This window comes from Pseudomonas sp. NPDC099000, assembly GCF_044759925.1.
Lineage (GTDB): Bacteria > Pseudomonadota > Gammaproteobacteria > Pseudomonadales > Pseudomonadaceae > Aquipseudomonas.
Genome location: NZ_JBIWAF010000002.1, coordinates 68,605 through 94,810, shown reverse-complemented (window position 1 = coordinate 94,810; position 26,206 = coordinate 68,605). Strand labels below are relative to the sequence as shown.

Annotated in this window: 24 protein-coding genes; 4 read left to right on the top strand and 20 right to left on the bottom strand. The window is 56.9% G+C overall.

Annotated features, from left to right (window positions below):
- Positions 1-13 precede the first annotated feature (13 nt).
- Complete coding sequence (gene rimI / locus ACIQV9_RS02650) at positions 14-1,111, bottom strand: ribosomal protein S18-alanine N-acetyltransferase (RefSeq protein ID WP_403097848.1); 1,098 nt, start codon at positions 1,109-1,111, stop codon at positions 14-16.
- A gap of 92 nt (positions 1,112-1,203) precedes the next feature.
- Here rimI and ACIQV9_RS02645 point away from each other — a divergent pair, with 92 nt between their 5' ends.
- Both ACIQV9_RS02645 and ACIQV9_RS02640 read left to right on the top strand, forming a co-directional pair.
- Positions 1,204-2,778: a RimK family protein gene (locus tag ACIQV9_RS02645; protein ID WP_403097845.1), complete on the top strand. Its 1,575-nt coding sequence runs from the start codon at positions 1,204-1,206 to the stop codon at positions 2,776-2,778.
- Positions 2,779-2,785: 7 nt separating this feature from the next.
- Positions 2,786-3,709 carry a magnesium transporter CorA family protein gene (locus ACIQV9_RS02640; RefSeq protein WP_403097843.1) on the top strand — a complete coding sequence of 308 codons (924 nt, stop codon included), beginning with the start codon at positions 2,786-2,788 and terminating at the stop codon, positions 3,707-3,709.
- A gap of 118 nt (positions 3,710-3,827) precedes the next feature.
- Here the strand turns inward: ACIQV9_RS02640 and ACIQV9_RS02635 are convergent, their stop codons facing one another.
- Both ACIQV9_RS02635 and eco read right to left on the bottom strand, forming a co-directional pair.
- Positions 3,828-4,163, bottom strand: a complete 336-nt coding sequence (locus ACIQV9_RS02635; protein WP_403097841.1) for a DUF2834 domain-containing protein — start codon at positions 4,161-4,163, stop codon at positions 3,828-3,830.
- Between the two features lie 48 nt (positions 4,164-4,211).
- Positions 4,212-4,694, bottom strand: coding sequence for a serine protease inhibitor ecotin (eco, locus tag ACIQV9_RS02630; protein WP_403097838.1), 483 nt, complete (start codon positions 4,692-4,694; stop codon positions 4,212-4,214).
- A gap of 385 nt (positions 4,695-5,079) precedes the next feature.
- Between eco and ACIQV9_RS02625 the strand changes: the two genes are divergently transcribed.
- Positions 5,080-5,349 (top strand): DUF1652 domain-containing protein, encoded by a 270-nt coding sequence (locus ACIQV9_RS02625; RefSeq protein ID WP_403097835.1) that lies wholly within the window; start codon positions 5,080-5,082, stop codon positions 5,347-5,349.
- Here the strand turns inward: ACIQV9_RS02625 and ACIQV9_RS02620 are convergent.
- Both ACIQV9_RS02620 and ACIQV9_RS02615 read right to left on the bottom strand, forming a co-directional pair.
- Entirely contained in the window at positions 5,346-5,741 is a 396-nt protein-coding gene (locus ACIQV9_RS02620) for a hypothetical protein (protein WP_403097833.1), read from the bottom strand. The two genes, ACIQV9_RS02625 and ACIQV9_RS02620, sit on opposite strands and share 4 nt — an antisense overlap.
- 90 nt (positions 5,742-5,831) lie before the next feature.
- Positions 5,832-6,098, bottom strand: a complete 267-nt coding sequence (locus ACIQV9_RS02615) for a DUF2790 domain-containing protein (protein WP_403097830.1) — start codon at positions 6,096-6,098, stop codon at positions 5,832-5,834.
- Positions 6,099-6,609: 511 nt separating this feature from the next.
- On the opposite strand from ACIQV9_RS02615, the gene ACIQV9_RS02610 reads away from it, so the two are divergent.
- Complete coding sequence (locus tag ACIQV9_RS02610) at positions 6,610-6,906, top strand: hypothetical protein (protein WP_403097828.1); 297 nt, start codon at positions 6,610-6,612, stop codon at positions 6,904-6,906.
- Between the two features lie 75 nt (positions 6,907-6,981).
- Here ACIQV9_RS02610 and ACIQV9_RS02605 read toward each other — a convergent pair whose 3' ends face one another.
- The 15 genes from ACIQV9_RS02605 to ACIQV9_RS02535 form a co-directional block, all read right to left on the bottom strand.
- Positions 6,982-7,512 (bottom strand): hypothetical protein, encoded by a 531-nt coding sequence (locus ACIQV9_RS02605; RefSeq protein ID WP_403097825.1) that lies wholly within the window; start codon positions 7,510-7,512, stop codon positions 6,982-6,984.
- Positions 7,513-7,583: 71 nt separating this feature from the next.
- Entirely contained in the window at positions 7,584-8,237 is a 654-nt protein-coding gene (locus ACIQV9_RS02600; RefSeq protein WP_403097822.1) for a DUF2931 family protein, read from the bottom strand.
- 21 nt (positions 8,238-8,258) lie between these two features.
- Positions 8,259-8,909: a DUF2931 family protein gene (locus tag ACIQV9_RS02595; RefSeq protein ID WP_403097820.1), complete on the bottom strand. Its 651-nt coding sequence runs from the start codon at positions 8,907-8,909 to the stop codon at positions 8,259-8,261.
- Positions 8,902-12,396 (bottom strand): type VI secretion system tip protein TssI/VgrG, encoded by a 3,495-nt coding sequence (gene tssI, locus ACIQV9_RS02590; RefSeq protein WP_403097817.1) that lies wholly within the window; start codon positions 12,394-12,396, stop codon positions 8,902-8,904. The genes ACIQV9_RS02595 and tssI overlap by 8 nt, the downstream gene beginning before the upstream one ends.
- Positions 12,397-12,768: 372 nt before the next feature.
- The gene (locus tag ACIQV9_RS02585) at positions 12,769-13,713 is read right to left on the bottom strand and encodes a carbohydrate kinase (protein ID WP_403097815.1); all 945 of its coding nucleotides are present in this window, start codon (positions 13,711-13,713) and stop codon (positions 12,769-12,771) included.
- A gap of 13 nt (positions 13,714-13,726) precedes the next feature.
- On the bottom strand, positions 13,727-15,223 hold the full coding sequence (gene xylB / locus ACIQV9_RS02580) for a xylulokinase (protein WP_403097812.1): 1,497 nt from the start codon (positions 15,221-15,223) through the stop codon (positions 13,727-13,729).
- Between the two features lie 126 nt (positions 15,224-15,349).
- Positions 15,350-16,822, bottom strand: a complete 1,473-nt coding sequence (locus ACIQV9_RS02575) for a mannitol dehydrogenase family protein (RefSeq protein ID WP_403097810.1) — start codon at positions 16,820-16,822, stop codon at positions 15,350-15,352.
- A gap of 15 nt (positions 16,823-16,837) precedes the next feature.
- The gene (locus tag ACIQV9_RS02570) at positions 16,838-17,941 is read right to left on the bottom strand and encodes an ABC transporter ATP-binding protein (protein WP_403097807.1); all 1,104 of its coding nucleotides are present in this window, start codon (positions 17,939-17,941) and stop codon (positions 16,838-16,840) included.
- Between the two features lie 145 nt (positions 17,942-18,086).
- Positions 18,087-18,917, bottom strand: coding sequence for a carbohydrate ABC transporter permease (locus ACIQV9_RS02565; protein ID WP_403097805.1), 831 nt, complete (start codon positions 18,915-18,917; stop codon positions 18,087-18,089).
- A gap of 10 nt (positions 18,918-18,927) precedes the next feature.
- The gene (locus tag ACIQV9_RS02560; protein ID WP_077747832.1) at positions 18,928-19,854 is read right to left on the bottom strand and encodes a carbohydrate ABC transporter permease; all 927 of its coding nucleotides are present in this window, start codon (positions 19,852-19,854) and stop codon (positions 18,928-18,930) included.
- Between the two features lie 228 nt (positions 19,855-20,082).
- Positions 20,083-21,393, bottom strand: coding sequence for an ABC transporter substrate-binding protein (locus ACIQV9_RS02555; RefSeq protein ID WP_403097802.1), 1,311 nt, complete (start codon positions 21,391-21,393; stop codon positions 20,083-20,085).
- Positions 21,394-21,721: 328 nt separating this feature from the next.
- Entirely contained in the window at positions 21,722-22,627 is a 906-nt protein-coding gene (locus tag ACIQV9_RS02550) for an AraC family transcriptional regulator (protein WP_403097800.1), read from the bottom strand.
- 81 nt (positions 22,628-22,708) lie between these two features.
- The gene (locus ACIQV9_RS02545; RefSeq protein ID WP_403097798.1) at positions 22,709-23,596 is read right to left on the bottom strand and encodes a phospholipase; all 888 of its coding nucleotides are present in this window, start codon (positions 23,594-23,596) and stop codon (positions 22,709-22,711) included.
- Between the two features lie 189 nt (positions 23,597-23,785).
- Positions 23,786-24,652, bottom strand: coding sequence for a phospholipase (locus ACIQV9_RS02540; protein ID WP_403097795.1), 867 nt, complete (start codon positions 24,650-24,652; stop codon positions 23,786-23,788).
- 150 nt (positions 24,653-24,802) lie between these two features.
- Positions 24,803-26,095: a glycosyltransferase gene (locus ACIQV9_RS02535; protein ID WP_403097791.1), complete on the bottom strand. Its 1,293-nt coding sequence runs from the start codon at positions 26,093-26,095 to the stop codon at positions 24,803-24,805.
- Positions 26,096-26,206 lie beyond the last annotated feature (111 nt).

Sequence of the window (26,206 nt, the reverse complement as noted above, 5' to 3'; positions counted from 1 at the left end):
AGAGCTTCTGAACTCATGAGCGCGCATACAGAATGACCGCCGCCCGAAGCTTGCCCCGGCCGAAGCTGCACATCTTCTCGAACTCCCCATGGGTGACCGGCAAATGCTGGCAATCCATCGGTTGCCGATGCTGGCTGTGATCAACATCCGGGTCGTGCAGGTAAACGAATTCGTCATCGCAATCGGTGACGATCACCCAATGGGGCGCCTTGGAGCGGGTCAGCCGATAGCTGCTGATCAGCACCAGCGGTTGTCCGCCATCGTCCAGTAGCCGAGGAAGGTTCAGCGGGCCACCGATCACTCGCTCCACATCCGTCTCTTCTATCTGCGCGGTAAACTCTTCGTGCACCAAACGCATTACGTCTTTTTTATGCTCATCGCGCACGCCATCGAGAAACAGCGGCCCCTCCATGCTCAGTTGCAGACGCACCCGAAAACCCCGGCGCCACGCCGCCAGCGCCAGCCCTTGAGGGCTGCAGCCGCCATGGCCTGCGGTCATGAACACCGTCGTCGCCTCACGCCAGATTTGCAGTTCTTCGCGACGCTCCAGGCATCGATCACCTTGCAGCGCGCCCATGGCCATCAACAGGCAGGCCGGGCCGCAGGTGAAATCGGTGGTCTGCCGGTACCACGGGACTTTGATGTTGCGCGAATCACGGTGCTCAAGGATGCGTTTTTCCAGGCGCAGCGCATCGGCGTGGTCCTGGTAATAATCATGGATCAGCGCGAAACGCCGGTAACCGTTGCGCTCATACAAGGCAATCGCCGCCGGGTTGTCGACACGCACTTCAAGCCGCAAGTAGGCGCAATCATGTTCAAGGGCGCAGGACTCGATGCGTTCGAGCAACTGCTTGCCCAGTCCGCTGCCGCGCGCCTCGGTCGCGATCGCAATCGAATAAAGCCGCGCCAGCGAAGTGCCCCGGTGAAACAGCACCACCGCATAGCCGACCAACTGCTCACCACGCTGGGCCACCAACAGCTGCCCGTGCGCCCGAGTGATCATCCACAGAAAGCTGCGACTGTTGAGCCGGTCTGTGGTGAAACATTGCTGTTCGAGTTCCAGCAGCGCCGGTAAGTCTTCAACTACCGCCAAGCGAAAGACAGTGTTCATATGACCGCCGTAAAAGTTGCGTAACGAAACGGGACTTTCGAAAAAGTTCGTGCTTAATAGGAAAGGTCTTGTTCTCCAACGGATCAATCACTATGTCAGCGGTACAAGGTCATTGGCGCGAAGTATCCGAGCAAACTTTGCCGGCAGCAACTTATTTAAATGACGCAGGCAGAACTTCAAGTCAGTTGATTATCATCGTCGAACGCAAGGAAGACTGGGCCTCGTATTTCCCCAGCGAGGACATCGTCACCGCCCAGGAATACCTCGAGCAAACGCGGGACAACGAGCAGGGCAAGCGGGTCCAGGTGATCAACCTGTGCCGCAGCTACAAGTACCTGGGGCACGGCTATTACTGCTCGTTACTGGCCGAAGCGCGGGGACACAAGGTCATTCCGTCGGTGCGGACCATCAGTGAGCTGACCAAAAAATCCCTGTATGGCCTGGCCCTTGACGACCTCGATAAACCCCTGGAAAAAGCCCTCAGCAATCATCTGTACAGCGACACCGAAGGCTTTACTCTGACGTTGTACTTCGGCAAGACCAATATAGAGCCGTTGCAGGATCTGGCGCGCCAGTTATTCGAAGTGTTCCCGTGCCCAATATTACTAGTTGAGTTCCGCCGAACCAATGGTTGGCACATTGAAGGCATAAAGTCCGGCGCCTTGCATAAGTTGCGCGAAGATCAGGAAGATCAATTCGCCAACTCCCTGGACAGTTTCAGTCGCAAGATCTGGCGTGTGCCGCGCTCCCGGCGGTTGGCCCGTTATGACCTGGCCATCCTGCATGACCCGCAAGAAGCGTTGCCGCCCTCCAACGCGAAGGCACTGGATAATTTCGTGCGCGTTGGCAAGACTTTGGGCATTGATGTCGAGCTGATCGAGCGCAAGGACTACGCGCGCATTGCCGAATACGACGGCCTGCTGATCCGCGAGACCACAAGCGTCGACAACCACACCTATCGATTTGCCAAAAAAGCCGAGAGCGAAGGGTTGGTGGTAATGGACGACCCGGCGTCGATCCTGCGCTGTACCAACAAGGTCTACCTGACTGACCTGCTCAAGAGCCATCAACTCGGCATGCCCGCCACTGAAATCCTCTACAAGGACCGACCGGAAGATTTCGAACGGGTTGGCGAACGCCTGGGCTTCCCCTTGGTGCTGAAGATTCCCGACGGCTGTTTCTCTCGGGGCGTGATCAAGGTCGAAAGTCAGCAGGCTCTGCTTGAAGCAACGGCCGAACTGTTTGAACATTCAGTGCTGTTGCTGGCTCAGGAATTCTTCTACACCGAATACGACTGGCGCATCGGCGTGCTCAACCGCAAACCGATCTTCGCCTGCCAATACTTCATGTCCAAGGGCCATTGGCAAATCTACAACCACAAGGCCAAGGGCCAGGACATCAACGGCGAATGCCGCACCCTGGCGGTTCACGAAGCTCCGCGAGCGGTGGTGGACCTGGCGGTGAAAACCGCCAACCTGATCGGCGACGGCCTCTACGGTGTGGACCTCAAGCAGTCCGGCGACAAGGTGGTGGTGATCGAAGTCAACGACAACCCGAACATGGACGCCGGCATCGAAGATGCGTACTTGCAGGACGATTTGTATTCGCTGGTACTGGAAGAGTTCGTCCGTCGCCTGGAACTGAAACGTCGCGGCCAGGCTTGGTGAACGGCCGATGATCAAAAGCTTTCAACTGGCCGGTGGCGCGCTGCAATCGGTAGAGCGTCTGGATGCCGAGGTGATGCTGTTCAGCAATCCCGATGCCGCCGAGCGAGATCTGTTGCACAGCCACTTCAAGCTCGATGAGCACGCCCTGGCCTCGGCCCTGGACCCTGACGAGGTGTCGCGCATCGAGTTTCACCCCGACAACCTGTTCCTGATCTGGAAGCGCCCGGAAAACTATTCCGGCGCCGGCAGTCTGGCCTTTGAAGTGTCGTCCTGTGGCCTGTTGTTTTCTGCGCAGCGATTGCTGGTGATCGCCACCGACGATGCGCCGCTGCACGGGCTCGGCACCCGGCAGCGGTTGAACACGCCGCTGGATGTGCTGCTCGATCTGCTGTTCAACAATATCCATCACTATTTGGGCCACCTGAAGGTGATCAAACTGGTTGCCCGGGAGTTGCAGCAGAAATTCAACGCCTCGATGCAGAACCAGCACCTGATCCAGATGTTCAACCTCAGCGAAAGCCTGATCTATTACATCAACGCGATTCACAGCAACGGCGCGGTGCTGACGCGACTGCGCAATCACGCGGCCAAGGAACACTTCAGCGCCGAAGCCATCGGCCTGATCGACGACCTGATCATCGAAAACAACCAGTGCTACAAACAGGCGGAAATCTACTCCACGGTGTTCTCCGGGCTGATCGACGCCCGGGGCAACCTGATGAACAACAGCATGAACAACCTGCTGCGCAAACTGACGTTAATTAACGTGGTGTTTCTGCCGTTGAACCTGATTGCGAGTATTGGCGGCATGTCCGAGTTCAGCATGATGACGGCGGGCACACCGTGGTGGGTTTCGTATCCGTTGTTTCTGACGGCGATGATGATTGGGGCGGGAGCGATGGTGCTTGGGCTCAGGCGGCTGGCGAAATAACGATGTCGACTGTCAGGCCGCTTTCGCGGGCAAGCCTCGCTCCTACAGGGGAATGCATTCCAGTGTAGGAGCGAGGCTTGCCCGCGAAGCTCTATCAGCATCACAACACTACTTTGGATCAAACTTGCTGGCGTGCATCACCGCAATTCCTACGATTTTTGAGCCCCCGGACCACGAGGTACAACAACGGCCCCACAGACACAAAAACCGCCGTGATCAACAGATACGGAATCACCGACAACCCCGACTGCCCACGCTTTCGCGCATCCTGGTACATCCAGACGCCCGCAAGTGTCGCGAGCAGATAAAGATCAATCACCACCTGCGCAGTATCCGGGCGGGACATCAAACTGATGCCGAAGTCGATCAGCGACTGCTCCGTCTGAAGCATCACGGAAACGGTGTAGCCGGCAAAGGCGATCAGGGCAATGAGGGGCAGGGCGACAGACTTCATGGTTTCCTTCCTTGGGATGATCAGCAGAGGGGGCCGCGGGCGTCTTGGTTACTCCTGAACAGCTTTCTCAACCTTGCTCGACGCCGACCAGATCCGATAGCGGACTTCGACGTCCTTGGGCACATAGAGCACGATCGGAAGCTTGCTGTTGTATCGAAGCATGAAGCCGTCACCGACCACCGGCACGAACTCCTTTTTACTCTTGCCGTCAGGGCAGGCCATCATCGTGCTCATCGGGCCGATGACTTTTTCCAGTCGGTAAAAAGGGTAGCCCCAGCCTTCAAGGTTTTTTTCCTCAAGGATACCGCCCAGGCGTTGGCGATTGCAGTCCACGGTCATGGTCTTGCCGGCCAGCACCTCGACCTGGAAGTTTTCTTCCTGCGGTTGCGGCGCTACATGAATGACCTGGCGGGTAAAACCGTTCTCCGGTTTGGGAAACGGCGCGACGGTTTCAAGCTTGGCAGCATGAGCCACGCCGGACAATCCGGCCACAATCAGCCCGATGGTAGTGATACAGGTCAAAGAACCCATGAAGCCTCCTTGCGTGTGAGTAGGGTCAGCGGATACTGGATTGACAGGCGCATTCTTACTGCCGACCGCCACCAATGCAAACCTGCTCGGTGATGTATGCAAATTGCAGGGCTGAAGCCGCCCTTTCTTGCAGATTGCATGAAGCCATTTATAGGCAAATCCACTAAATCATTGATTTGCCGATGAGCTGCACGGCGAAATTTGCGGCATGTTTTATGCTCAAGCAGTTCCTCAGTTGACCGGGACATTATTGAGTCAGCTTTGGAACGAGAAAACGGTCCGTTGTTGAGACGTAGAAGCCCCGCAAAGGAAGTAAAGCGGGAGATCTCGACACCCACCGACGTTGAAATTTGATTGGCAGTCTCACAATCAGGAGAGGGTCGCCATGTTTCTTTCTGCCTTGGAACTTCGCAACATTATTGAAAGCAGTTTTCTGCCGAAACGTTGTCAATGCACGCTGTCGCCGGACCTGTCGATGACCGTAAAGGTGTATTCGGACCGTGAAACCGATCACCTCGATTTGATAAAGACCGGGATAAATGCCAAACGCCTGAATGGTTGCCGGGAAATCAACGACCTGATTGCAGGTCTACGCTCTGAGATGCAGCATCGGGACGCGAGTCAGACACTGCATCCCGACAGGAAAGCGCTTTAACCTGCAGTTTCGAGTTCTGCTGACACGCGCCGGGTCTGGACAAACCCCAGTCCCAGCGCCGACTCGACCACCACGGCCAGCAATATGCCCGGCCCGGCATGGCCATTGAGCCATTCGCCGAAACCCAGCACTGCCAGACCAAAACAGCCGACGGTAAATCCGGTGCTCAGCGCATTGCGGGTGACGGACGGCGCCTCGTTGCGAACCAGATAAAACATCACGCCCAACGCCGCGAACAGCACTGCACTGCGTCGCGCGACAAACCCTGCCGCAGACGAATATTCAATACTCCAGATCGCCAGCAAACCATCAGGCATCAAACCCCAGACCAGGGCCAGCAATAAACACAAAAGGGAAGTGAAGGTCGACACGGTGCGAAACGATAACTGCATGGCGAATCCTTGCGGCAGTGAGGGAAGCGCTGAGCATAGCGCCAGAACCCCTCACAGGAATACCGCAAAGTATTAAATCAGACCTTTCAGTCAGTTCTGATAACTGCACGCGTCAGAAAGCTTCCGGTAGCTGATTTCTTCAGGCTTGCCTGACGTATCGATGTACTTCATGTCGGCCGTGATCACTTTGCAATCCAGCGTTTTCGGCTCGGTCAGGGCAATCACCTTGCCGATGTTCAGCGGCATGCCGTAGTGATAGGGCACGGCTTGCGAGGTGGACGTGTCGTTGGCCTGCGCAAGACCGGTAAACGCGGTGCAGGCGAGGGCGGAAGTCATCAGCAGCGTGCGGACGTTCATGTGGCGATCTCCAGTGCAGACGTTGAGTCAGCTCGACGGATTGAACATCGAACCTGCCGCACTGGGCGTCAGAGGAACCTGAGGGCGTGCGGTCCAGTAAAGTCTTGGACCGCGGGGTTAACGGATGGTTAACCCGGCTGAACGCCACCTGTCGCGAGGTTTTTTCTGTCGGATGATTCGTTAGGAAAGCGTCTACGAAGTCTTCGGCTTGGTCCTACAAGGCCAGACGCCTTGTCGACTTTCGCCGGATGGGTTGAAGCGATTACTGTTTGGGCTCGCTGCAAAATCAGCGGACAGGTTTGGTCACCTGTGAGAACAGTGCACATATGTGTGCCATGATTCGCTTCACGGACATCTACGTCCTTATGGCGCATCGTTGTGGCGGCTGTGTGCAGGACGCCTTCGGGCGAGCTGAGTTACTGTTCTCGGTTGACCAAGCCTGTATACAGCCCGCCTCCCATCGTTTGGTCACGGTGGGGGCGGTTACTTCAAAACAGATGAGTAACTTACTATGCCTACGCTAAACCCGTTTCCCGATCGCTACCGTTCAATCAACAGCAGCGTTACCGAATCAAGTCCTTTAGTGATCGACACTGAAGCCAATCCCCAAGACATCCTAGAAGCCGCCTTACAGCGGGTCAGGGCCGCCAGCCAGTTACTTGAAACACTCCACTGCCAATGCTTCAAGCACGGCGATGTTCAGGATATTCCGCACATCACTCATGCGCTTTATCTGCTGACTCAGGATGGTTTTGATCTGTTGCAGGTGGCTCAGCAGCGGATGATGGGGTGGAAGGCGCCTGCCTGACCTTTGAAACATACAAACAATCCAGCGCCCGGCAGCGCTGGATTTTCATGGCTGGGTGTTTTATCAATTTGATGCCTACTTGAGGCGTACGACCTTGAATCCACGGCCATTAGGTACGACGTCACTGCCGGCAGCCTCGTCCGGCTGACCTTTGCCCGAGACATAGTCATAAACCAAAAACTTCGTGGAGACTTCATTCCCGATATTTGGAATGACCAGCCTCATCTGCTGTTGCCCCAAATAAAGATAACGGGGCAGGGCTTTCTCGGCAAAATCGATTCGCTCGATTGAATGACTGACCGGATTTTTGCGTAAAACGACGCCCTTCAAATAGGGGGAACCGTAGTCCATGACAAATATCAGACTAGAGGACGCGCACTTGGCCATGACGACTTCCCCGACAAAGTCGGAGTCAGGCATGTCGGTGAAAGCATTCGACGTTTTTTGATCGAGATTTACGAGTAGACGCTCGCCATCAGCGTTTACCTCTGCCAGCAAGGAGATACCTGTGCCATCGGACAACGGACAGTTGAGAATTGACCGCTGTGCCTCAGCAAATGCGGGAGGGAGCAGCACCGCGATTAAACAACACCATGCTTTTTTCACTTAATGTAACTCTCAGCATTTGCATTGGAGCAATGCTCAAAGGAAACGGATTTGGTTGCCAGACGGTGCCGTTACTCCCAAGAGCCATACGGCACATCAAATTTTTCGACATAGGCTTTGGAAACGGCAGAAAGTGGTCGATGTTTACCTCCAGACTTTCCTTCATAGGGGCCGCGCGGGTCGATCACAGCTTGTACCCGAGTTACTTCTATTGCTGGCAGGCACGACCCCATCACCCATATTTTGGCTATACCACCGGGCGCCAAATTGATAACTAGTGCGTTGCGGTAATCTGTTATCCACTTGCCATCAAATGCGCAAAAAACTTTTTCCTCCTTGCGCATGATCTCCCTGGTCGACTCAGGTACGTTGATCACCATCTGGTAAGTTTGCGGTTCGACTAGCGACTGCCAGCGGACATAGATCTTTTGGGGCAAGTCCGCCCCAGTTACATTCTTACCTTTGCCAATTCCTGGTCTTTCGGGCCACCCTCTAGGGTCGCCTGTATTATTGGGAGGTGTCTGTATGGCAGCATTTCCGCTCATCGCACGTGGATACACTTGTTCTTCGATATCGACCACATCAGCCGACTCGATCCATACTTCCATGTAATTAGGCGCTGAAAAGCCTAGATACCAAGATTTGTATGGCATTGACTGGCTGTTGGCGAACGAGCAGCCACTGAGCAATAACACACAGATGGCAATTTGTAAGAAACTATTCATTAGATTGTGATGGCTTTCTTGCTACCAGGAACCATACGGCACTCCAAATCTCTCAACATAGGCTTTGGATTCATCGGAGAGAGAGTCGTAATCACCGCTAGACTTACCTTCATACGGACCGCGCGGATCAATGACAGCTTTTACCCTAGTTACCTCTATCGGTGGCAGGCAGGAACCGCCCACCCAGACTTTAGCAATGCCTCCTGGAGCTAACCCTATATCGATCGAATCGCGATAGTCTGTGATCCATTTACCATCAAATTTGCAGAAAACCTTTTCCCCTTTGCGCATGATTTCCCGAGTTTCCTCAGGGATTTTAATTACCATCAGGTAGGTTTGCGGCTCGACCAGTGATTGCCAACGAACATAGATCTGTTTGGGCAAGTCAGCCCCTGTCACACGCTTGCCGCCGCCGATGGCAGCTCTTTTCGGCCAGCCTCGTGGATCGCCGGAATTGTTCGAAGGCTTTAACATGGAGGCAACGCCACTCATCGCACGTGGATACACATGGTCCTGAATATCGACGACATCGGCTGTTTCGATCCAAACTTCCATGTAGTCAGGGGCAGAGAACCCGAGGTGCCAGGCTTTGTAGGGCATTGACTGACTATTCGCAAATGTGCAACCACTGAGTAAAAAGGCGACAAAAGCGACACGTATAAAGTTACTCATTTGGATGCACCGTGCGCACAGAGTTTTCGTCTGGTCGATTAATGAAAACAATATTCAGGTCGCTATTGTTTCGATTTTTAGCAGCGTTCCAGTTATCGGAGATATGAACATAGCGCTGGAACAGCAACTCTTCCTCCTGCGAGGTTAGCCCGGTTGTTTTACTTTTCCCTTGAGCGTAGGCCATTAATTTTTCGGAGATGGGGACGAGCTCCGCGGGCAACGACAGTCTTGGATCCCTTTCGGGGATCTTTCGAAAAGGCACCCCGTTTTCCACGGCCAATTCGCGCATGATCCGAAAGTAGATCAGGGACAAATCACTGCGGACTTCGCGCTGGCTGCTGACTGCGGCATAAACGTGTTTCATGTTTTTTTGATTGCCTTTTTCCGTAATCCGAAACGGAACCTCCCAAGTTCGAACCTCCAGCGAAAGATGGTATTGGGATAATTGATCTTGCAGCCGCCTCAAGTCCTGCTGGGCAACTTTGTAACTATTGGCTTCAGTAAAAGATGTCCTTTCATCAACCGGGCTTTTACGTGGTTTGCTAAGCAGGATGCGTTCCATAGCCTTAGGTAAATAGCCACCACCCAAATCAGAGTGCACGCCAGGCAAGACAATGTCGGCCGCACCAACACTGTTCAGGGCAAAATTATAACGTCGCTCATTTCGAGCGACTAATTGGACGACTTTCTTAGCCGCGTCTGGTGCGAGTTTGATATTGATCCCTGGATTGTAAGCATTATTACCATTCATGTCCCCTACCAGCGGATTAGCAATGGCTGCGACTGTGTCGTAAACACCAATGAAGTTGATGGAAACTTCTGTATGCGGCTTCCAAGAAAAGCTATCTACTAATCCAGGAGTATCAACGGGAATTGCTTGGGCCAGGATACTTTTTTCACCCTTTAGCACTTCATTGGCAAAGTCCCGTGCTGCTGCGGACCCACGGCTAAATCCGAAAATATCGAATTCAATCCGCTCGATACGCTTGTCTGGATTGCTTGCTCCAAAGGCACGAAGAACTTCAACAAGTAACGCAGGAGTTTCTTCAACTCGCGCCCTGACTCCCTGCGCTCCTAGCCCTGTACCTTGCGAAAAGGTGGAGTCTTCTGCGGTACTGCTGGTACCGATGCCATCCACATAAACACGCAAGCTTGCCGTCTTGGCATCGATGGGCAGAGTTCTCTCCGCTTGGTTTTCGTAAAGGTCAAACAGCCTGGCCACGTTGCTGACGTCATTCCCGTAACTGTTATCCGGGCTACTTCCCTTACCGTCGTAGCCGTGCGAGGCGCAGAACTGACGGATATCCTCTGCCATTTCCTCCAGGTTTACATCCGGCGCAAAGCAGCCAAAAACGCGCTCACTGTTGTTTCGATTGTTCCCCGTACCATCAAAGAACACCCCAATCCGCAAAGTAATATCTTCCTGCTCGACCTCTTCCTCCTCTTCCTCAAGCTCTTCTTCCACCGCCTGTGGCGCGGCTTTAGGCGTTTCATCAGCCACCGCATTGAACTTGCCAACCGGCGGAGCACTCAGCAACTTCCCTGCAAGGGCGGCAGCAGCTGCGCCCGGAATAATAGGCGGCAAAATCTGAATCCCGGTCCCCACCCCAGGCGATCCCCCGGTATTCACCTTCACCTCAGCCCCACTAATCGTCACACCCCCCGCATCAACCTTGACGAAACTCCCGCCAGCCTTGGCCGTCAGTTCCATCCCGCCTTCAACCACGACCTTCTCGCCAGCGTGGTAATGAATCTCCTGACCCGCCTCGACAAACTGCGCTGTCCCCACCTTCACATGCTGGGTCACCGCCACGGTCAGGTGATCATCCGCCCGCGCTTCGGTCTTGCGGTCGAGATGGGTAATGCGGTGTTCTTCAACCTTGAACTCGCTGAAAACATTGGCCTCGACCGTGTCATGGCGTTCATTGCCAATGCGGATCTTCTGGTCGTGCTCGATGTTTTCATCCCAGTCGCGCTGGGCATGCAGGTAGATCTGTTCCGCGCCTTTCTTGTCTTCGATACGAAATTCGTTGTAACCCTTGCCGCCCGGTGAGCTCAGGGTTTTGAAGGTGCTGCGGGTCTTGTTCGCCGGCAGGTCGTAGGGGACGACGTTTTCCTTGTGGAACAGGCAGCCGGTGATCAGCGGTTGGTCGGGGTCGCCTTCGAGGAAGGTGACGAGGACTTCCATGCCGACCCGCGGGATGGCGATGCCGCCGTAGGCACTGCCGGCCCAGCCGGTGGCGACGCGTAGCCAGCAACTGGTGTTGTCGTTGGCCTGGCCGTCGCGGTCCCAGTGGAATTGCACTTTGACGCGGCCGTATTCATCACAGTGAATTTCTTCGCCGGGCGGGCCGGTGACGATGGCAGTCTGGCTGCCCAGGACTTTCGGTTTCGGGTGTTCGAGGGCAGGGCGGAAGTGCGCGTCCCACGGCGTGGCGAGGAAGGTGTTGCGGTAGCCCTGATGGAAATCGTCTTTGTTGTGGGTGACGTCGCTGGTGACGTTTTTGCCGAGCACCTGCGGCTGCTTGCCTTCGTGCACGACTTCGAGCAAAAGCCAGAGGTCGTTCCATTCGGCGCGCGGGTGTTCGCTCAGGGCCATGAAGTGGCCGCTGACCAGGGTGGGCTCGTCGCCTTTGCCTTCGGCCAGTTGGTAATCGCTGCGATGGCGTTCCAGCGCGCGGGTCGCCAGTTGTTTGCCGCGCTCACGGGTCAGGAAGCGGCCGGGGTAGTCGTAGTCTTCCAGGTCCGGCGCGAAGGTGCTCTTGGCGGCGCCTTCGGGCAGGATGCTTGGTTTTTCGAAGTCGTAATCGCGGCGGCTGACGCGGGAGGTGCGGGTTTCCAGGCGCAGGTTAAAGCGCTTGATCACCGGTTTCGTGGCGGCCATGCCGGAGTCTTGCTGGTAGGCCACAGGCGAGAGCTTGCGGAACACTGTCTGGTCATCGCCGAAGACGAGTTTGTGGCCGCTGGCGCTGTGCTGGAAGTGGAAGTGAATGCCTTCCTCTTCACACAGGCGCTGGATGAAGTGCAGGTCGGACTCGTCGTACTGCACGCAGTAATCGCGCTCGGGGTAGATCGCGCCGAGCTGAAAACTGTAGGCATCGGCCAGGATGCCGCGCGCCTCAAGTATCTGGGCGATGATTTTCGGCACACTTAGATGCTGGAAAATCTGCTGGTCATGGTTGTAACGCAGGTAAGCGAGTTGCGGGACCAGGCTGATGCTGTAACGCGTCAGGCTTTTGCCGGAGTCGCCTTGCTCGATGCGATAGACCAGGCCGTGGATGATGCCCTTGCCGGTGGCGCCGAAGGTCAGGCAGCCAGGCTTGTGCAGCAACTCTTCGAGTTTAAGGTCGGGGCGGGCACTGACCAGTTCGATGTCGAAACAGAACGGCTGATTGAGGGTTTCGCGACCGACGAAGCTGAGCACTTGCAGGTCAACGGAAACGCCTTCCAGCGTCAGGGAAATATGGGTTGCGTTCGCGTCCAGCATGCCTTTAATTCCGTCCTTTGAATAAGCTGGTGCGGATGGTGCAGCATTAAACCGCCTCGTTCAAGGCGCAAATGGCGTAGGTGTGGATGCGTTGGGCTATCGGGAAAACCCCTAGATACACGGTTTCGGCCAATGAATGCGGGGGATGTTTCGTTAACCGTTCCTGGACAGGACAGCGTCATACCCTTGCGGCGAAGGTGAATTGACAGTCATTTTCAGACTTTTGGAGTGGTGACCCTGAGATGGGCGGTGTGTGTTGCACCGCCATCGCGAGCAGGCTCGCTCCTACAGTGGATCGTTGCCGAGCACAAAATCTGTGTTCACTGACGATCCACTGTAGGAGCGAGCCTGCTCGCGATGAGGGCTTCACATTCAGCGCATTTCCAACTGCTGCCGATACGGCAAATCCGGCCCGGTCTTGCTGCACGTCAGCGCCGCTGCCTGCACCGCAAATTTCAACATCCCGTCGATCTGCCCGCGCTCAAGCGATTGCACACCTTCAACCGAATCCAGCTGCTGCTCGGTCAGCCAGGTAATCAAAGCTGCCTGGAACGTATCACCCGCGCCCACGGTATCGGCGATTTTCACTGCGCTCGCCGGCACCGACCATGAGCCATGCTGGCGACTAAACACCGTCGCACCTTCGCCACCACGGGTCAGGAACACCAACTGACAGCGATGCTGCAGCCAGCCTTCAATCACCCGCTGCGGGTCCTGCTCGGGATACAACAGGCTCAAATCCTCATCGCTGACTTTGATCAAGTCGGCCAACTCAACCAGCGTCGCAATCCGCGAACGCCACAGGTCGATATTCGGCTCAGGATTGAGTCGCACATTCGGATCAAGGCTGATCAGGCGTTTACCGCTTTCGCGCTGCACCAACGCCAGCAGCGTGTCGGCAATCGGCTGCACCACCAGGGAAAACGAGCCGATGTGCAAACCGCGCACTTCAGGCCCCAGCTCAGGCAAGTGCTCAGGTTTGAGCTGACGATCCGCACAACCTTCACCGCGAAAGCTGTAGTGGGGCGAGCCATTGGCACCGACCGCGACCATGGCCAGCGTGGTCGGTGCGGCGAAGTCCACCAGGTAGTCGGGACGCACGCCTTCCTCTATTAGGACTTGCTGCAAGCGTCGACCGAGGTAGTCGGTGGAGAGTCCGGCAAACAGCGCCGCGTCCACGCCCAGCCGCCGCAAGCCGACCGCTACGTTGAACGGCGAACCGCCGGCAATCGCCTTGAAATTCACTTTTGAAGCCAGGCCGCTGGCGTCGTCTTCACTGAAGAAATCGAACAGCGCTTCGCCACACACCAGATACATAGTTGTTCGCTCTTTAAAGGGTTGCGACATGTTGTTGATAGCGTTCATAGGCCTGCTGACAGGCCGCCACATTTTGCGCAATCGGCAAGGTTTCACTGGCCGGATCGAGCTTTACGCAGCGCTCGCAAAGGTCCGCCAGACCGTCTTCGTGGCCGTTTGCCCAGGATTTGCACCACGCTGCCTGAATCGCTGCGCCCAAGGCTGCCGCTTCGCTCTGCTCGGTACAGATCACCGGCGTGTTCATGATGTCGGCGACGATCTGCCGCCACACCGGGCTTTTCGAGCCGCCGCCGATCAGGCAAATGCTGCGGCTTTGTAAGCCATTCTGGCGCAGCAGGTCCAGTCCATAACGCAAACCGAAGGTGGTGCCTTCGACGACAGCGCGGCACAGGTTGGTCTGGGTCAGGTTGGTCATGGTCAGGCCGAGCAGGCTGCCGGTGGCATGGGGCAGGGCGGGGACGCGTTCGCCGTTGAGGAACGGCAGCATGCACACGCCTTCGGCACCGATGGGCGCTTGTGCCACGAGTTCATTGAACTGCTCGATATCAAGGTCGAACAGCTCGCGAATGACCCCCGTGGCGTTGGTCAGGTTCATGGTGCAGATCAGCGGTAGCCAGCCGCCGCTGGAAGAACAGAACGTCGCGACCGACGCATCCGGGCTGACTTTCGGCTGGTCAGCATAGGCGTACACCGTCCCCGAAGAGCCGAGGCTCATGGTGATGGCGCCGGGCTTGATGTTGCCGGTGCCGATCGCGCCCATCATGTTGTCGCCGCCACCGCTGGACACCAGCGCCTGCGGGTTGATGCCCAGGTGTTCGGCAATGCTCGGCAGGATCGAGCCGACCGCTTGATGCGCGTCGATCAACTCCGGCAACGCGGCTTGCAGGCGTCCGGTCGGGTCGATGTCGCGTAGCAACTGCAAATCCCACTGACGGGTCCGCACGTTGAAATACCCGGTGCCTGACGCGTCGCCGTACTCGCTGCAACTGCGGCCGGTGAGCCAGTGGTTCAGGTAGTCGTGGGGCAGGAGGATGCGGGCGATCCGAGCGAAAATGTCCGGGTGCTGTTCTTTGGTCCACAGCAGTTTGGAAACGGTATAGCCCGGCGCGATGACCACGCCGAGGCGCTCCAGTGAGCCCTTTTCGCCGCCGAGGTGGGCTAGCAGGCGATCGTTCTCCGGGGTAGATTCGGTGTCGCACCAGAGCTTCGCCGGACGCAGCACCTGGCCCTGGTCATCGAGCAGCACCAGGCCGTGTTGCTGGCCGGAAACGCCGATGCCGAGGATGTCCTGACCCTCGACGTTTGCCGCGAGCAATGCGCGGCGGGTGGCAAGAGCGAAGGCTTCCAGCCATTGAGAGGTGTCTTGTTCGCGACGACCGTTGGCGCCGCTGATCAAGCTGTGCACGGCGGCGCCCTGGCCCAGGACCTGACCGCTACGAGCGTCGAGGATCACGGCTTTGGTGCCTTGGGTGCCGCAGTCGATGCCGAGGAATAGTTGTTGGTTCTTCATGTGTGCCCCGCACCGATCATTCCCACGCTCAGCGTGGGAATGCCGCAATGGACGCTCTGCGTCCGCTTCTGAATGGGACGCGGAGCGTCCCGGGCTACATTCCCACGCAGAGCGTGGGAACGATCATCAAGCGAGGACTTTTTCCAAAGTCCGCGTGACTCCCTCATCCCGCAAGCTGTTACAGCACCATTCAAACGCCGCCACAAACTCCGGCGAATGCGCAATCGCCGTACCAAAGATCTCCTCAACCTCCAGCAACCGCTGCGTGATCAATGCATCATCCGCCACCAAGGCCTGGCAGAACGTCGCCCGCGGATCGGGAATCGAGTAGGTATCCCCATTCTCATCCACGCCCTTCAAATACAGCGCCCAGGCCGCCACCACTAACGCTGCGCGCCTGGTCTCCTGGCCATCGGCAATCAAACGGTTAATGGTAGGCACCGTGAACTTGGGAAACTTCGACGAACCGTCCGAACACACCCGCTCCAGCTGATCGGCAATCGCCTGATTGGAGAAACGCGCCACCAGTGTGTTCTTGTAATCCGTCAGATCAATCCCCGGCACGGGCGACAGTTGCGGGGTGACGTCCAGGTCCATGTAGGCACGCATGTAGCGCACAAACAGCGGATCATTCATGGTCTCGTGAACGAAGCGATAACCCTTCAAAAACCCCAGATACGTCAGGGCCAGATGACTGCCGTTGAGCAGTTTGATCTTCATCTCTTCATACGGCGTGACGTCGTCGGTGAACTGCACGCCGACCTTTTCCCAGGCCGGCCGCCCGTTGACGAATTTGTCTTCCAGCACCCACTGCACAAACGGTTCGCAGACCACCGGCCAGGCATCGTCCAGCGCGTGTTTGTCGGCCAGTTGCAGCCGATGTTCGGTGCTGGTCATCGGTGTGATGCGGTCGACCATCGCGTTCGGAAAACTGACATTGCTGGCGATCCAGTCGCGCAAATCGGCGTCGCGCAATGCAGCGAAGGCCAGCAAGGCTTTGCGAGTGACCGCGCCGTTGTGCGGCAGGTTATCGCAAGACATCAAGGTGAAGGCCGGCGTGCCGGCGGCGCGGCGTTTGGCCAGTGCGGCGCAGAGAAAGCCGAACACGGTTTTCGGTGCGTTCGGGTTGGCCAGGTCGTGCTGGATTTGCGGCAGGTGCGCCATGAACTCGCCGTTGCTGTCGTCGATGCAGTAACCGCCTTCGGTGATGGTCAGCGAGACAATGCGGATCTCCGGGCTGGCGAGTTTGTCGATCAACACCTGCGCGCCTTCTTCGGCCAGCAGCATGTCGCGAATCGCGCCGATCACCCGAACCTCGGTGTCATCGGTGTCGCCCAGTTCGAACAGGGTGAACAGGTAATCCTGTTCCTTCAGATCGTCCCGGGCGCGGCGGTCTTCGGCGCGCAGGCCGACCCCGCAAATTGCCCAGTCCAGGCCAATGCCTGAATTCATCAGCGCGTCGGTGTAATACGCCTGATGGGCACGGTGAAAACCACCGACGCCGATGTGGGCGATGCCTTGGCGCGTATCGCTCAGGGCGTAGGCGGGCAGGACCACCTCGGGGGCGAGGCGGTGGAGGTTGTGTTTATTGAGTTTCATCACAGGCTCTCTAAATCAGGCCGCTGCGCGCAACGGGCGGGTCAGCGCCACGCCGTCGGCATCGAATAAATGGCAGTGTTCGGCGTCCAGGTGCAGGCTCAAGGCTTCGCCATAACGGCTGGCCAGGTCGCCACGAACGCGCATGGTCAGCGCTTCGCCGGAAGCGGTCACCACGTGGCAGAAGGTGTCGCTGCCCAGGCGTTCGCTGACGTCGGCGGTGACCTGCAAGGTGCAGTCGCCGGTTTGCGCGAGGTTGAGGTGCTCCGGACGAATGCCGAGGGTCACGGCACCGCCGAGGCTCAGATTGGCGCCGGTCAGCGGCAGCGTGATCCGGGTGCCGGCGTCCAGCAGGACTTCACAGCTTTGGCTCTCGACGCGGGTGACTTTACCCTTGAGGAAGCCCATTTTCGGCGTGCCGAGGAACCCGGCGACAAACAGGTTGGCGGGCTGGTGATACAAGTCCAGCGGCGAACCGACTTGCTCGATTTTGCCGCCGTTGAGGACCACCACTTTATCGGCCATGGTCATCGCTTCGACCTGGTCATGGGTCACGTAAATCATCGTCGCTTGCAGGTCTTTGTGCAGGCGCAACAGTTCCAGGCGCATCTGCACCCGCAGCGCGGCGTCGAGGTTGGACAGCGGTTCGTCGAACAGGAAGATTTTCGGGTTGCGCACAATGGCGCGGCCGATGGCCACCCGTTGACGCTGGCCGCCAGACAGCTGCTTGGGCTTGCGCTCCAGCATCGGCCCCAGCTCAAGGATGCGCGCCGCTTCGCCGACTTTCTTTTCCACTTCGGCTTTGGGCACACCGGCCAGGTCGAGGGCAAACGACATGTTTTTACGCACGCTCATGTGCGGGTACAGGGCGTAGGTCTGGAACACCATCGCCAGGTCACGCTTGGCCGGGCTGACTTCGGTGATGTCGCGGCCATCGAGTTCGATGGTACCGCCGCTGACTTCTTCCAGCCCGGCGATCAGGCGCAGCAGGGTGGATTTGCCGCAGCCCGACGGGCCGACGAAGACCACGAATTCCTTGTCGTTCACTTCCAGGTCGATGCCTTTGATGATGGAAAAGCCTTCGAAGCCTTTTTGCAGATTCTTGATTTTCAGGTTGGCCATGGTGATGGGCCTCCGCTTGTTGTTATTCAGTTGGGCCGGGCGGGCTTTTCTGTAGGAGCCAGGCTTGCCGGCGAAGGCGTCCGGGAGATCGCCTTCGCCGGCAAGCCTGGCTCCTACAGGGGGGATTGCATTAGGGCGGCGATCTTCATTTCACGGCGCCAAACGACAGGCCGCGGACCAGTTGTTTCTGGCTGAACCAGCCAAAGATCAGGATCGGCGCACAGGCCAGGGTCGACACCGCGGACAACTTGGCCCAGAACAACCCTTCGGGGCTGGAGTACGAAGCGATCAACGCGGTCAGTGGCGCGGCTTTCGACGAGGTCAGGTTCAGCGACCAGAACGCCTCGTTCCAGCACAGGATCAGCGACAGCAGCACCGTGGAAGCCAGGCCGCCCTTGGCGATTGGCAGCAGCACCCGGATCATTTCCTGCCACAGCGTGGCGCCGTCGAGGCGCGCGGCTTCGAGGATGTCCTTGGGGATGTCCTTGAAGTAGGTGTAAATCATCCAGACCACGATCGGCAGATTGATCAGCGTGTAGATCACGATCAGCGCAATGCGCGTATCGAGCAGGCCGAAACTCTTGGCCAGCAGGTAGATCGGCATCAGCACGCCCACCGGCGGCAGCATCTTGGTGGAGAGCATCCACAGCAGCGTGCCTTTGGTGCGCTGGGTTTCGTAGAACGCCATGGAGTAGGCTGCCGGCACCGCGATCAGCAGGCACAGAGCCGTAGCGCTGAAGGAAATCACCACCGAGTTCCAGGCGAAGCTGAAGTAGTCGCTGCGCTCGTTGATGTGCAGGTAGTTCTCCAGCGTCGGCGTGAAGATGAACTGCGGCGGCGTGGCGAACGCATCGATTTCGGTTTTGAAACTGGTCATCACCATCCAGAAAATCGGGAAGAAGATCAGGATCGCGATGGCCCAGGCCAGAGTGCCGAGCAGCAGGCTTTGCAGACGGCGGGATTGTTGAAGGGTCATGGCGCAGGCCTCAGGCTTTGTCTGTCAGGTTTTTGCCGATCATCCGCACCAGCACGATGGCCGCGATGTTGGCGATCACCACCGCGATCAAGCCGCCGGCCGACGCCATGCCGACGTCGAACTGCACCAGCGCCTGGTTGTAGATCAGGTAGGCGAGGTTGGTCGAGGCGTAGCCGGGACCGCCGTTGGTGGTGGTGAAGATTTCGGCGAACACCGAGAGCAGGAAGATGGTTTCGATCATCACCACCACCGCAATCGGCCGCGCCAGGTGCGGCAGGGTCAAGTGCCAGAAAATCGCGATCGGCCCCGCACCATCCAGGCGCGCGGCTTCCTTCTGTTCCTGGTCGAGGGACTGCATGGCGGTCATCAGGATCAGGATCGCGAACGGCAGCCATTGCCAGGACACAATGATGATGATCGACAGCAGCGGGTAGTGCGCCAGCCAGTCCACCGGCTGCGCGCCGAACAGTTTCCAGACGTAGGCGAGAATCCCCGACACCGGGTGGAAAATCAGGTTCTTCCAGATCAGCGCACCGACGGTGGGCATGATGAAAAACGGCGAGATCAGCATCACCCGCACGATGCCTCGACCGAGGAATTCACTGGCCTCCAGCAGCGCACTAATCAATACACCCAGCACCACGCTGATCAGCAACACGCTGCCCACCAGCAACAGGGTGTTGGTGGCGCCGGGCATGAACCCGGAGTCAGTCAGGAAGTACGTGAAGTTCTCCAGCCCGACAAACTCGTTTTCGCCGGGATAGAGCAGGTTGTAGCGGATCATCGAAAAGTAAACGGTCATGCCCAGCGGTACGATCATCCACAGCAGCAACAACGCCACCGAGGGACTGACCAGAAACCAGCCGGGATTGGCCAAACGGCTTTTACGCACCGGTTGGGGGATGTCCATGTGAGCTTTGGCAGTTGAAATATTCATGGCATTTAACCGATTAGGACAGACAAGTGAAGATCACCGGTAGGAGCGAGGCTTGCCCGCGAAGAGGCCGGTACATCCGATGCATTTTCAGCGGCTAGAACACCGCCTTCGCGGGCAAGCCTCGCTCCTACATAGAGTGCGTCAAACCTGTGGGAGCGTGGCTTGCCCGCGATGGAGGCAACTCGGTATCCAGACAAACCAGGACCGTTGCCCCCACCGCACCGTTAGCTACTTGGGATAACCGGCGCGCTTCATCTCGCGTTCTGTGGTTTGCTGAGCGGCCGTCAGTGCCTGGTCGACCGTTGTCTGGCCAATCAACGCCGCCGAGAACAACTTGCCGACCTGGGTGCCCACCGCCTGGAATTCAGGAATGGTCACCAATTGGATGCCGATGTAAGGCACCGGTTTGAGGGTCGGCTTGCTCGGGTCCGCCGCTTTAAGCGATTCCAGCGTAACCTTGGCAAACGGCGCTGCACTCATGTAAGCCTCGCTGTAGGTCGAGGCCCGAGTGCCGGGCGGCACGTTGGCAATGCCATCTTTTTCGGCAACCAGTGCGCCGTATTCCTTGGAAGTGGCCCAGGCACTGAAGGTCTTAGCCGCGTCCTTGGCCTTGGAACTGGTCGGGATCGCCAGTGCCCAGGAATAGAGCCAGGCCGAACCTTTGTCTGTGGTCTCATGCGGCGCATAAGTGAAGCCAACGTGCTCGCTGACCTTGCTTTGGGTCTTGTCGGTGACGAAGGAACCGGCAACGCTGGCATCCACCCAGATCGCGCACTTGCCGCTGTTGAACAGCGCCAGGTTTTCGTTGAAGCCGTTGCTGGAGGCACCCGGTGGGCCGGATTTCTTCATCGTCTCGACGTAGAAGTTCAGGGCGTTTTTCCACTCAGGGCCGGTGAATTCCGGCTTCCACTGCTCATCAAACCAGCGCGCCCCATAGGCGTTGGCGACGGTGGTGATCAGCGCCATGTTCTCGCCCCAGCCGGCCTTGCCACGCAGGCAGATGCCGTATAGCTCTTTGTCTTTATTAGTCAGTTTGCTGGCGAATTCGCCGATCTGGGTCCAGGTCGGATGCTCGGGCATGGTCAACCCGGCGTCCTTGAACAGGTCGGTGCGGTAATAGGTGATGGAGCTTTCCGCGTAAAACGGCAGGGCGTAGAGCGAGCCCTTGACCGAAAGGCCTTCACGCACTGAAGGGAATACATCGTCGAGGGCGTAAGTGGCCGGCAAATCCTTCATCGGCTCCAGCCAGCCCTTGGCACCCCAGAGTGCGGCTTCGTACATGCCAATGGTCAGCACGTCGAACTGCCCGCCCTGAGTGGCGATGTCGGTGGTCAGACGTTGGCGCAGGACGTTTTCTTCCAGCACCACCCAATTGAGTTTGATGTCCGGATGCTCGGCCTCGAAGGTTTTCGAGAGCTTTTGCATGCGGATCATGTCGCTGTTGTTGACGGTGGCGATGGTCAGGGTCTGAGCGCCGAGGCTGACGCTGCTGAGGGTCACGCAAGTGAGGGCAAGCAGAGCTTTTACAGAAGGTTGCATCGTGCACTCCTTTTCTGCACCCGGTGGGGACAGAAGGACAGTTATTGTTTTTGTGTCTTCCGAGAGCAGGAAGAATGTGCGCTGATTACAGCCTTCAATTGAGGATGTGACAAATCATCCATCGCACTTGAATTGATACTTTTTTGCACTGAATTCTGAAAGGCAAGAATTAACACCGGACATCCTGTAGCAGCTGCCGAAGGCTGCGTTCGACTGCGCAGCACTCGCTGGAGCAGAGCGTGCGGTGATCCTGGGGAGGCAAAGTGGCAGGTTTTGCGACTGCTGCGCAGTCGAACGCAGCCTTCGGCAGCTGCTACACGGATAGGTGTCAGTGCTGATTCTGCTCAGTCAACCGCTGCACCGCCAGCCGCCGGTAATGCGAAGGCGTCATGCCCTTGAGCTGCTGGAAACGTCGATTGAAGTTGGAAATATTGTTGAAACCCGATTCGAAACACACATCGGTCACCGGTTTGTCGCCATCGGCCAGCAACTCGCAGGATTTGCTGATGCGCAGGCGATTGACGAACTCGATGAAGCAGCGCCCGGTAGCTTGCTTGAACACCCGGCTGAAGTAAGTCGGCTTCATGCCCAAATGCTCGGCGACTTCCTCTAGCGGCAGGTCTCGAGCGTAATGCGCAAAGATGTAGTCCACCGCCCGGTTGGTGCGATCGATGTTGTGTTCGTCCGCCAGTTGCGGCGTGGTGGCACCCGACAGCAATTGATAATCATCAGAAGCCGCGAGCAGCTCAAGAAGAATAAAAAAGTGCCCAAGCCGGGTTGCACCTTTAGTGTCAGCGATGCGTTGCATCAACGTCGTGGCCTGGCGGATGGTGCGCTTGCAACGAAATTCGATGCCGTACTGCGCGCGCTCCAGCAGTGGCGCCAGGGTCTTGAGTTCCGCGAATACCTGATGACCGCTCTCGAACAACTCATCCGTGAAGTTGACCAGCATGTCGCGCTTGGGCACCACCTCGTCTTCGGCCACCTGGCTGATCCAGTTGTGAGGCAGATTCGGGCCGGTCAGGAACAGGGTTTCCGGATAGAAGTTGCCAATGTAATCGCCGATGAACACCTTGCCGGAACTGGCGACGATCAGGTGCAGCTCGTATTCCTTGTGGAAATGCCAGCGAACCAGAGGGCAGGGGAATCCATGCTGGCGATAGATGATCGACAACCCGTTGTGGTCGTCCATCAGTTCGTAGGAAGGATCGGTGACTCTGGCGGTTCGGGTCATGTCAGGGCGCTTTTTATTGTCATTGCACCCTGATCATGCCTCTTTCCAGGCCTGTAATGCCAGCGTGCAATGCTCCGGGCGTCAGGCCGGTGCCTGATCATGCAAGGCGTCGCCGTACACCGCTTTCATGCTGGTGGCCGTCCAGCAATAACGAACGATCTCTGACTCGTCGAAAAAGTCGGTATTGATGATGCTGCAACGCGTCACCCAATCCCCGGTGGGATTGAACCAGTCATTGATCTGGTTTTTGATGTATTGAGGTCCCCCCAGAAACGCATAGCTGGTGGCCGATAAGGACCATAGGAACGTTTCGTAAGGCGCGTCTTCGAGCGTGCTGGAAATATGGGTTTTCAGATCCTCGGCGTCGATGAACCTTTTGTCGATCCACTTGTGCGGGATGCGCGGCCAGAAGTAATCCTCATCCAGTTCCCGCCGCCCAGGCGCCGCCAACACAACCCGGCGGCGAGTACTGATCCGCTTGAGCTCGCCGATCGTTTTTCTGGCGTCGTCGGGGGGTATCACTCGCTGTCCGAGTCGATTCACCAGAAGATCATTGAGTTTCTGGTAGTCAAAGGATTTGGACCCGTCTGCGAGCTGATGGAAGTCCAGCACAATGAACTCATCCGGATTGCGATCAAGGAACGCCAATACGTCTGTAATCAGTTCATCAAGGACTCGATGGGACTGGTATCCGTTGTGATGAAAATAGAAAATCGACTGGTCAGCCCCCTCGGTGTAGCCCAGGCGGATGTCAAAGGCCCGTGCGCCGTTGGAGAGTTGCCAGGCAAACGAGCCGTTTTGACAGGTCGTCCAGTTGCCGATAACCACTTCATAATTAGGCGCTTGTTTATCCATGCCGGCGTTATGGGCGCCGGGCCAGACGACATCGGTCAGTTTTATAAGATCGATGTCCAGGACGTTACTCATCCACTTCTGTTTGTCTAACGTGCCTGCTGTGTTATGGGTCATGACAGTTCCTTGTCGTTGACGCGCCCCCTCCGTGGGGCGACGAAGTTCATGTGTCAGATTTGGCTGTACGCCACACCTGTGTTGATCGCCCTGCGTAGAAAGGCTTTCATGACCCAGCATAGAAGTACTCAACCGTATTGCCAGTCTCGGAAATACTTGCACAAAAATAGCCATTTAATGGCACGGCGACTAATAGGCTCGATTGGCGGCTTTATGCAAGTTTGCGGTTCGGCAATATGAAACAATTTGCGATTCTTCAATGAAGTCAACGTTGATGATGTTGCACTTTGCCGCCCAACCGCTGTTTTCCGGATCGAACCAGGCATCAAGCTCATCATGAATATCCACGGGGCCGCCCAGGGCGCTGTAACTGGTCGCGGACAGCGACCACGGTGCCCACGTGCCTGGCGGGTATGTCAGTACACTCGTAATGTGCTTCTTCAAGTCGGCGGCACTCGTGATACCGCTGCCAGACCATTTGTGTTCAATTTGCCCAAGGAACACGTTTCGATCAAGCTCCCAGTGCCCTGTCGCCGCGACCAGAATCCTTTGTTCAGAACTGATTTGCTTGAGTTGGCGCAGACTCAGAGAGCGGTTTTGAGGGGGGATTATCTGATGACCCATTAGATGAATCATCATGTTGTTGAAAAAAGTGAAATCAAACGCATCCCCTTGCAGTTCGTGGAAGTCCAGAACAATAAATTCATCGGGGTTCTCCTCAAGAAATTGCCTCACCTCGGTTAACAAGTTTCCCAAGGTGCGATTATTACCGTAGCCGTTGTGATGCATTCGGAATTTTCCGAGGCCTGGTGCCTTGGCGTCGAACATGAGTCGGATATCCAACGCGCGGGAGCCATGGCACAGCTGGGAATAAAACGATCGGTGCTGACAAGCCAGCCAATGAGCGCCTGGAATCAGTGGCCAGGACGCTTGCCAGTCGCTGCCTGCGTTATGGGTGCCCGGCAGGGTCAATTCACAGAGCGACAACGTGTCAATGGCCGGAGTGCCGGACATCCAGTTATTAGGTGTCAGGTTATTTTGAACAATGTTATTCATTTAATGCGTCCTTGCATTGATTTATAAGTTTAATAGGTTGTGCCGGATATGTGAATTAAACGTTAATCCGGCGCGTTGTTTATAAGGGTGGGTTATGGGGGTGGTCAATAATCGTGGCAATGCAAAGTGTGTATAAGCAGTTCGTGATATCTAAATGGTTCGGTTCTTTGCTTCAATCCACTGCGCCATGTATTGCGTACTTTTGTGGTGGTGATGGCGCAACATGCTGCCGGTAAAGTTATCGCTTCTAAGTTGTATGAGATGTTGTTGGCAGTACAATAACTTTTCGATCAGTGCCGGGCCATGCTCCGACTGCCGATAACGATCAGTCAGCAACCTCTGCCCCTTGGATTGGGCGTCGGCCCAGAGCGCGTCATCCTTGTAAAGCCGCACTGCGTCATCGGCGAACTCCCGTGCCGTCCGGGTCACGGCGCCAGGCCAGGGATGTTCGCCATGCATCGCTTCGGCACCGATAGGTGTTGTGACGGTGGGCGTGCCACACACCATGGCGTCGACGATCTTGCCTTTGATGCCGGCGCCGAATCTTAGCGGAGCCAGACACACACGCGCCGCCGACATCACTTGCAAGGCATCTTCCGCCCAGTTCATCACATGGAAACCCTGGGCCGGGTTATGCAGCGCAGTGGCCTTGGGCGGCGTGTAAGCGCCATAGATGTGCAATTGAGCGCCGGGTAGCTGTTCGCGGATCAACGGCCAGATGACTGTTTTCATCCACAGCACCGCATCCCAGTTCGGCGCATGTCGAAAGTTACCGATGCTGAGAAAGTGCGACCGATCTTCAAACACGGCCGGCGGCAAGCTCGGCGGTTCGACCATCAACGGGCACCAGTGCAGCAAGTTGCGCGGCATCTTGAACTGCTCGACCAGCAACTCGATTTCAACTTCAGAGATCATCAGGTTCAAATCGCAACGATACAGCGCGGCAATTTCCCGTTTGGCCAGATCGGTATTGGCCATCAATTCGAACTCTTCGCGCAATGCCGGCGCGAACAGGTCGCTGAAATCATTGTTGTCGTCACTGGCCCTCAAGCGATCTTTGAGACGCTGATGCCTGGCGTGCCGCAGGCTTTGCAAATCCGAAGTTTCAAGCACTCGCAACGCGTCAGGGCAGTGCTTCTCGACCCGCCAGCCAAACTGTTCCTCCATCATGAACTGATCGAACAGCACAATATCCGGAGCGAGCTCGCTGACGAATTCGTCGAAACTGCTGTTGTTCAACTCAATCGGCACTTCGCGAATGCCCAGTGCCGTCAGGTCAGCCCGATGTTCACCGGTGCCGGCCGGACTGCTGAATGTAATGTCCCAGCCTTGCTTCAAGAACGTATCCAGGATCTGCATCACATGCCCACTGGCGGCCGATGACCGGGGCTCGGGCCAGACGTAACCAATGACGAGGACTTTGGTTGCGCGGGGCTGATTCATGAACGGTATTTCCTTGACTCGGGCTGTGGGCAGGGTGATGCGAGAGGCGCGCAATTAAACCACAACAAGGTCGATTTTGGACTGAAACACCGCCGCCGCAGAGCAGACGGC

Excerpts from the sequence above, each read along its gene's own strand:
- rimI (WP_403097848.1), bottom strand. The coding sequence starts at position 1,111 with ATGAACACTGTCTTTCGCTTGGCGGTAGTTGAAGACTTACCGGCGCTG.
- ACIQV9_RS02645 (WP_403097845.1), top strand. The coding sequence starts at position 1,204 with ATGTCAGCGGTACAAGGTCATTGGCGCGAAGTATCCGAGCAAACTTTG.
- ACIQV9_RS02640 (WP_403097843.1), top strand. The coding sequence starts at position 2,786 with ATGATCAAAAGCTTTCAACTGGCCGGTGGCGCGCTGCAATCGGTAGAG.
- ACIQV9_RS02635 (WP_403097841.1), bottom strand. The coding sequence starts at position 4,163 with ATGAAGTCTGTCGCCCTGCCCCTCATTGCCCTGATCGCCTTTGCCGGC.
- eco (WP_403097838.1), bottom strand. The coding sequence starts at position 4,694 with ATGGGTTCTTTGACCTGTATCACTACCATCGGGCTGATTGTGGCCGGA.
- ACIQV9_RS02625 (WP_403097835.1), top strand. The coding sequence starts at position 5,080 with ATGTTTCTTTCTGCCTTGGAACTTCGCAACATTATTGAAAGCAGTTTT.
- ACIQV9_RS02620 (WP_403097833.1), bottom strand. The coding sequence starts at position 5,741 with ATGCAGTTATCGTTTCGCACCGTGTCGACCTTCACTTCCCTTTTGTGT.
- ACIQV9_RS02615 (WP_403097830.1), bottom strand. The coding sequence starts at position 6,098 with ATGAACGTCCGCACGCTGCTGATGACTTCCGCCCTCGCCTGCACCGCG.
- ACIQV9_RS02610 (WP_403097828.1), top strand. The coding sequence starts at position 6,610 with ATGCCTACGCTAAACCCGTTTCCCGATCGCTACCGTTCAATCAACAGC.
- ACIQV9_RS02600 (WP_403097822.1), bottom strand. The coding sequence starts at position 8,237 with ATGAATAGTTTCTTACAAATTGCCATCTGTGTGTTATTGCTCAGTGGC.
- ACIQV9_RS02595 (WP_403097820.1), bottom strand. The coding sequence starts at position 8,909 with ATGAGTAACTTTATACGTGTCGCTTTTGTCGCCTTTTTACTCAGTGGT.
- tssI (WP_403097817.1), bottom strand. The coding sequence starts at position 12,396 with ATGCTGGACGCGAACGCAACCCATATTTCCCTGACGCTGGAAGGCGTT.
- ACIQV9_RS02585 (WP_403097815.1), bottom strand. The coding sequence starts at position 13,713 with ATGTATCTGGTGTGTGGCGAAGCGCTGTTCGATTTCTTCAGTGAAGAC.
- xylB (WP_403097812.1), bottom strand. The coding sequence starts at position 15,223 with ATGAAGAACCAACAACTATTCCTCGGCATCGACTGCGGCACCCAAGGC.
- ACIQV9_RS02575 (WP_403097810.1), bottom strand. The coding sequence starts at position 16,822 with ATGAAACTCAATAAACACAACCTCCACCGCCTCGCCCCCGAGGTGGTC.
- ACIQV9_RS02570 (WP_403097807.1), bottom strand. The coding sequence starts at position 17,941 with ATGGCCAACCTGAAAATCAAGAATCTGCAAAAAGGCTTCGAAGGCTTT.
- ACIQV9_RS02565 (WP_403097805.1), bottom strand. The coding sequence starts at position 18,917 with ATGACCCTTCAACAATCCCGCCGTCTGCAAAGCCTGCTGCTCGGCACT.
- ACIQV9_RS02560 (WP_077747832.1), bottom strand. The coding sequence starts at position 19,854 with ATGAATATTTCAACTGCCAAAGCTCACATGGACATCCCCCAACCGGTG.
- ACIQV9_RS02555 (WP_403097802.1), bottom strand. The coding sequence starts at position 21,393 with ATGCAACCTTCTGTAAAAGCTCTGCTTGCCCTCACTTGCGTGACCCTC.
- ACIQV9_RS02550 (WP_403097800.1), bottom strand. The coding sequence starts at position 22,627 with ATGACCCGAACCGCCAGAGTCACCGATCCTTCCTACGAACTGATGGAC.
- ACIQV9_RS02545 (WP_403097798.1), bottom strand. The coding sequence starts at position 23,596 with ATGACCCATAACACAGCAGGCACGTTAGACAAACAGAAGTGGATGAGT.
- ACIQV9_RS02540 (WP_403097795.1), bottom strand. The coding sequence starts at position 24,652 with ATGAATAACATTGTTCAAAATAACCTGACACCTAATAACTGGATGTCC.
- ACIQV9_RS02535 (WP_403097791.1), bottom strand. The coding sequence starts at position 26,095 with ATGAATCAGCCCCGCGCAACCAAAGTCCTCGTCATTGGTTACGTCTGG.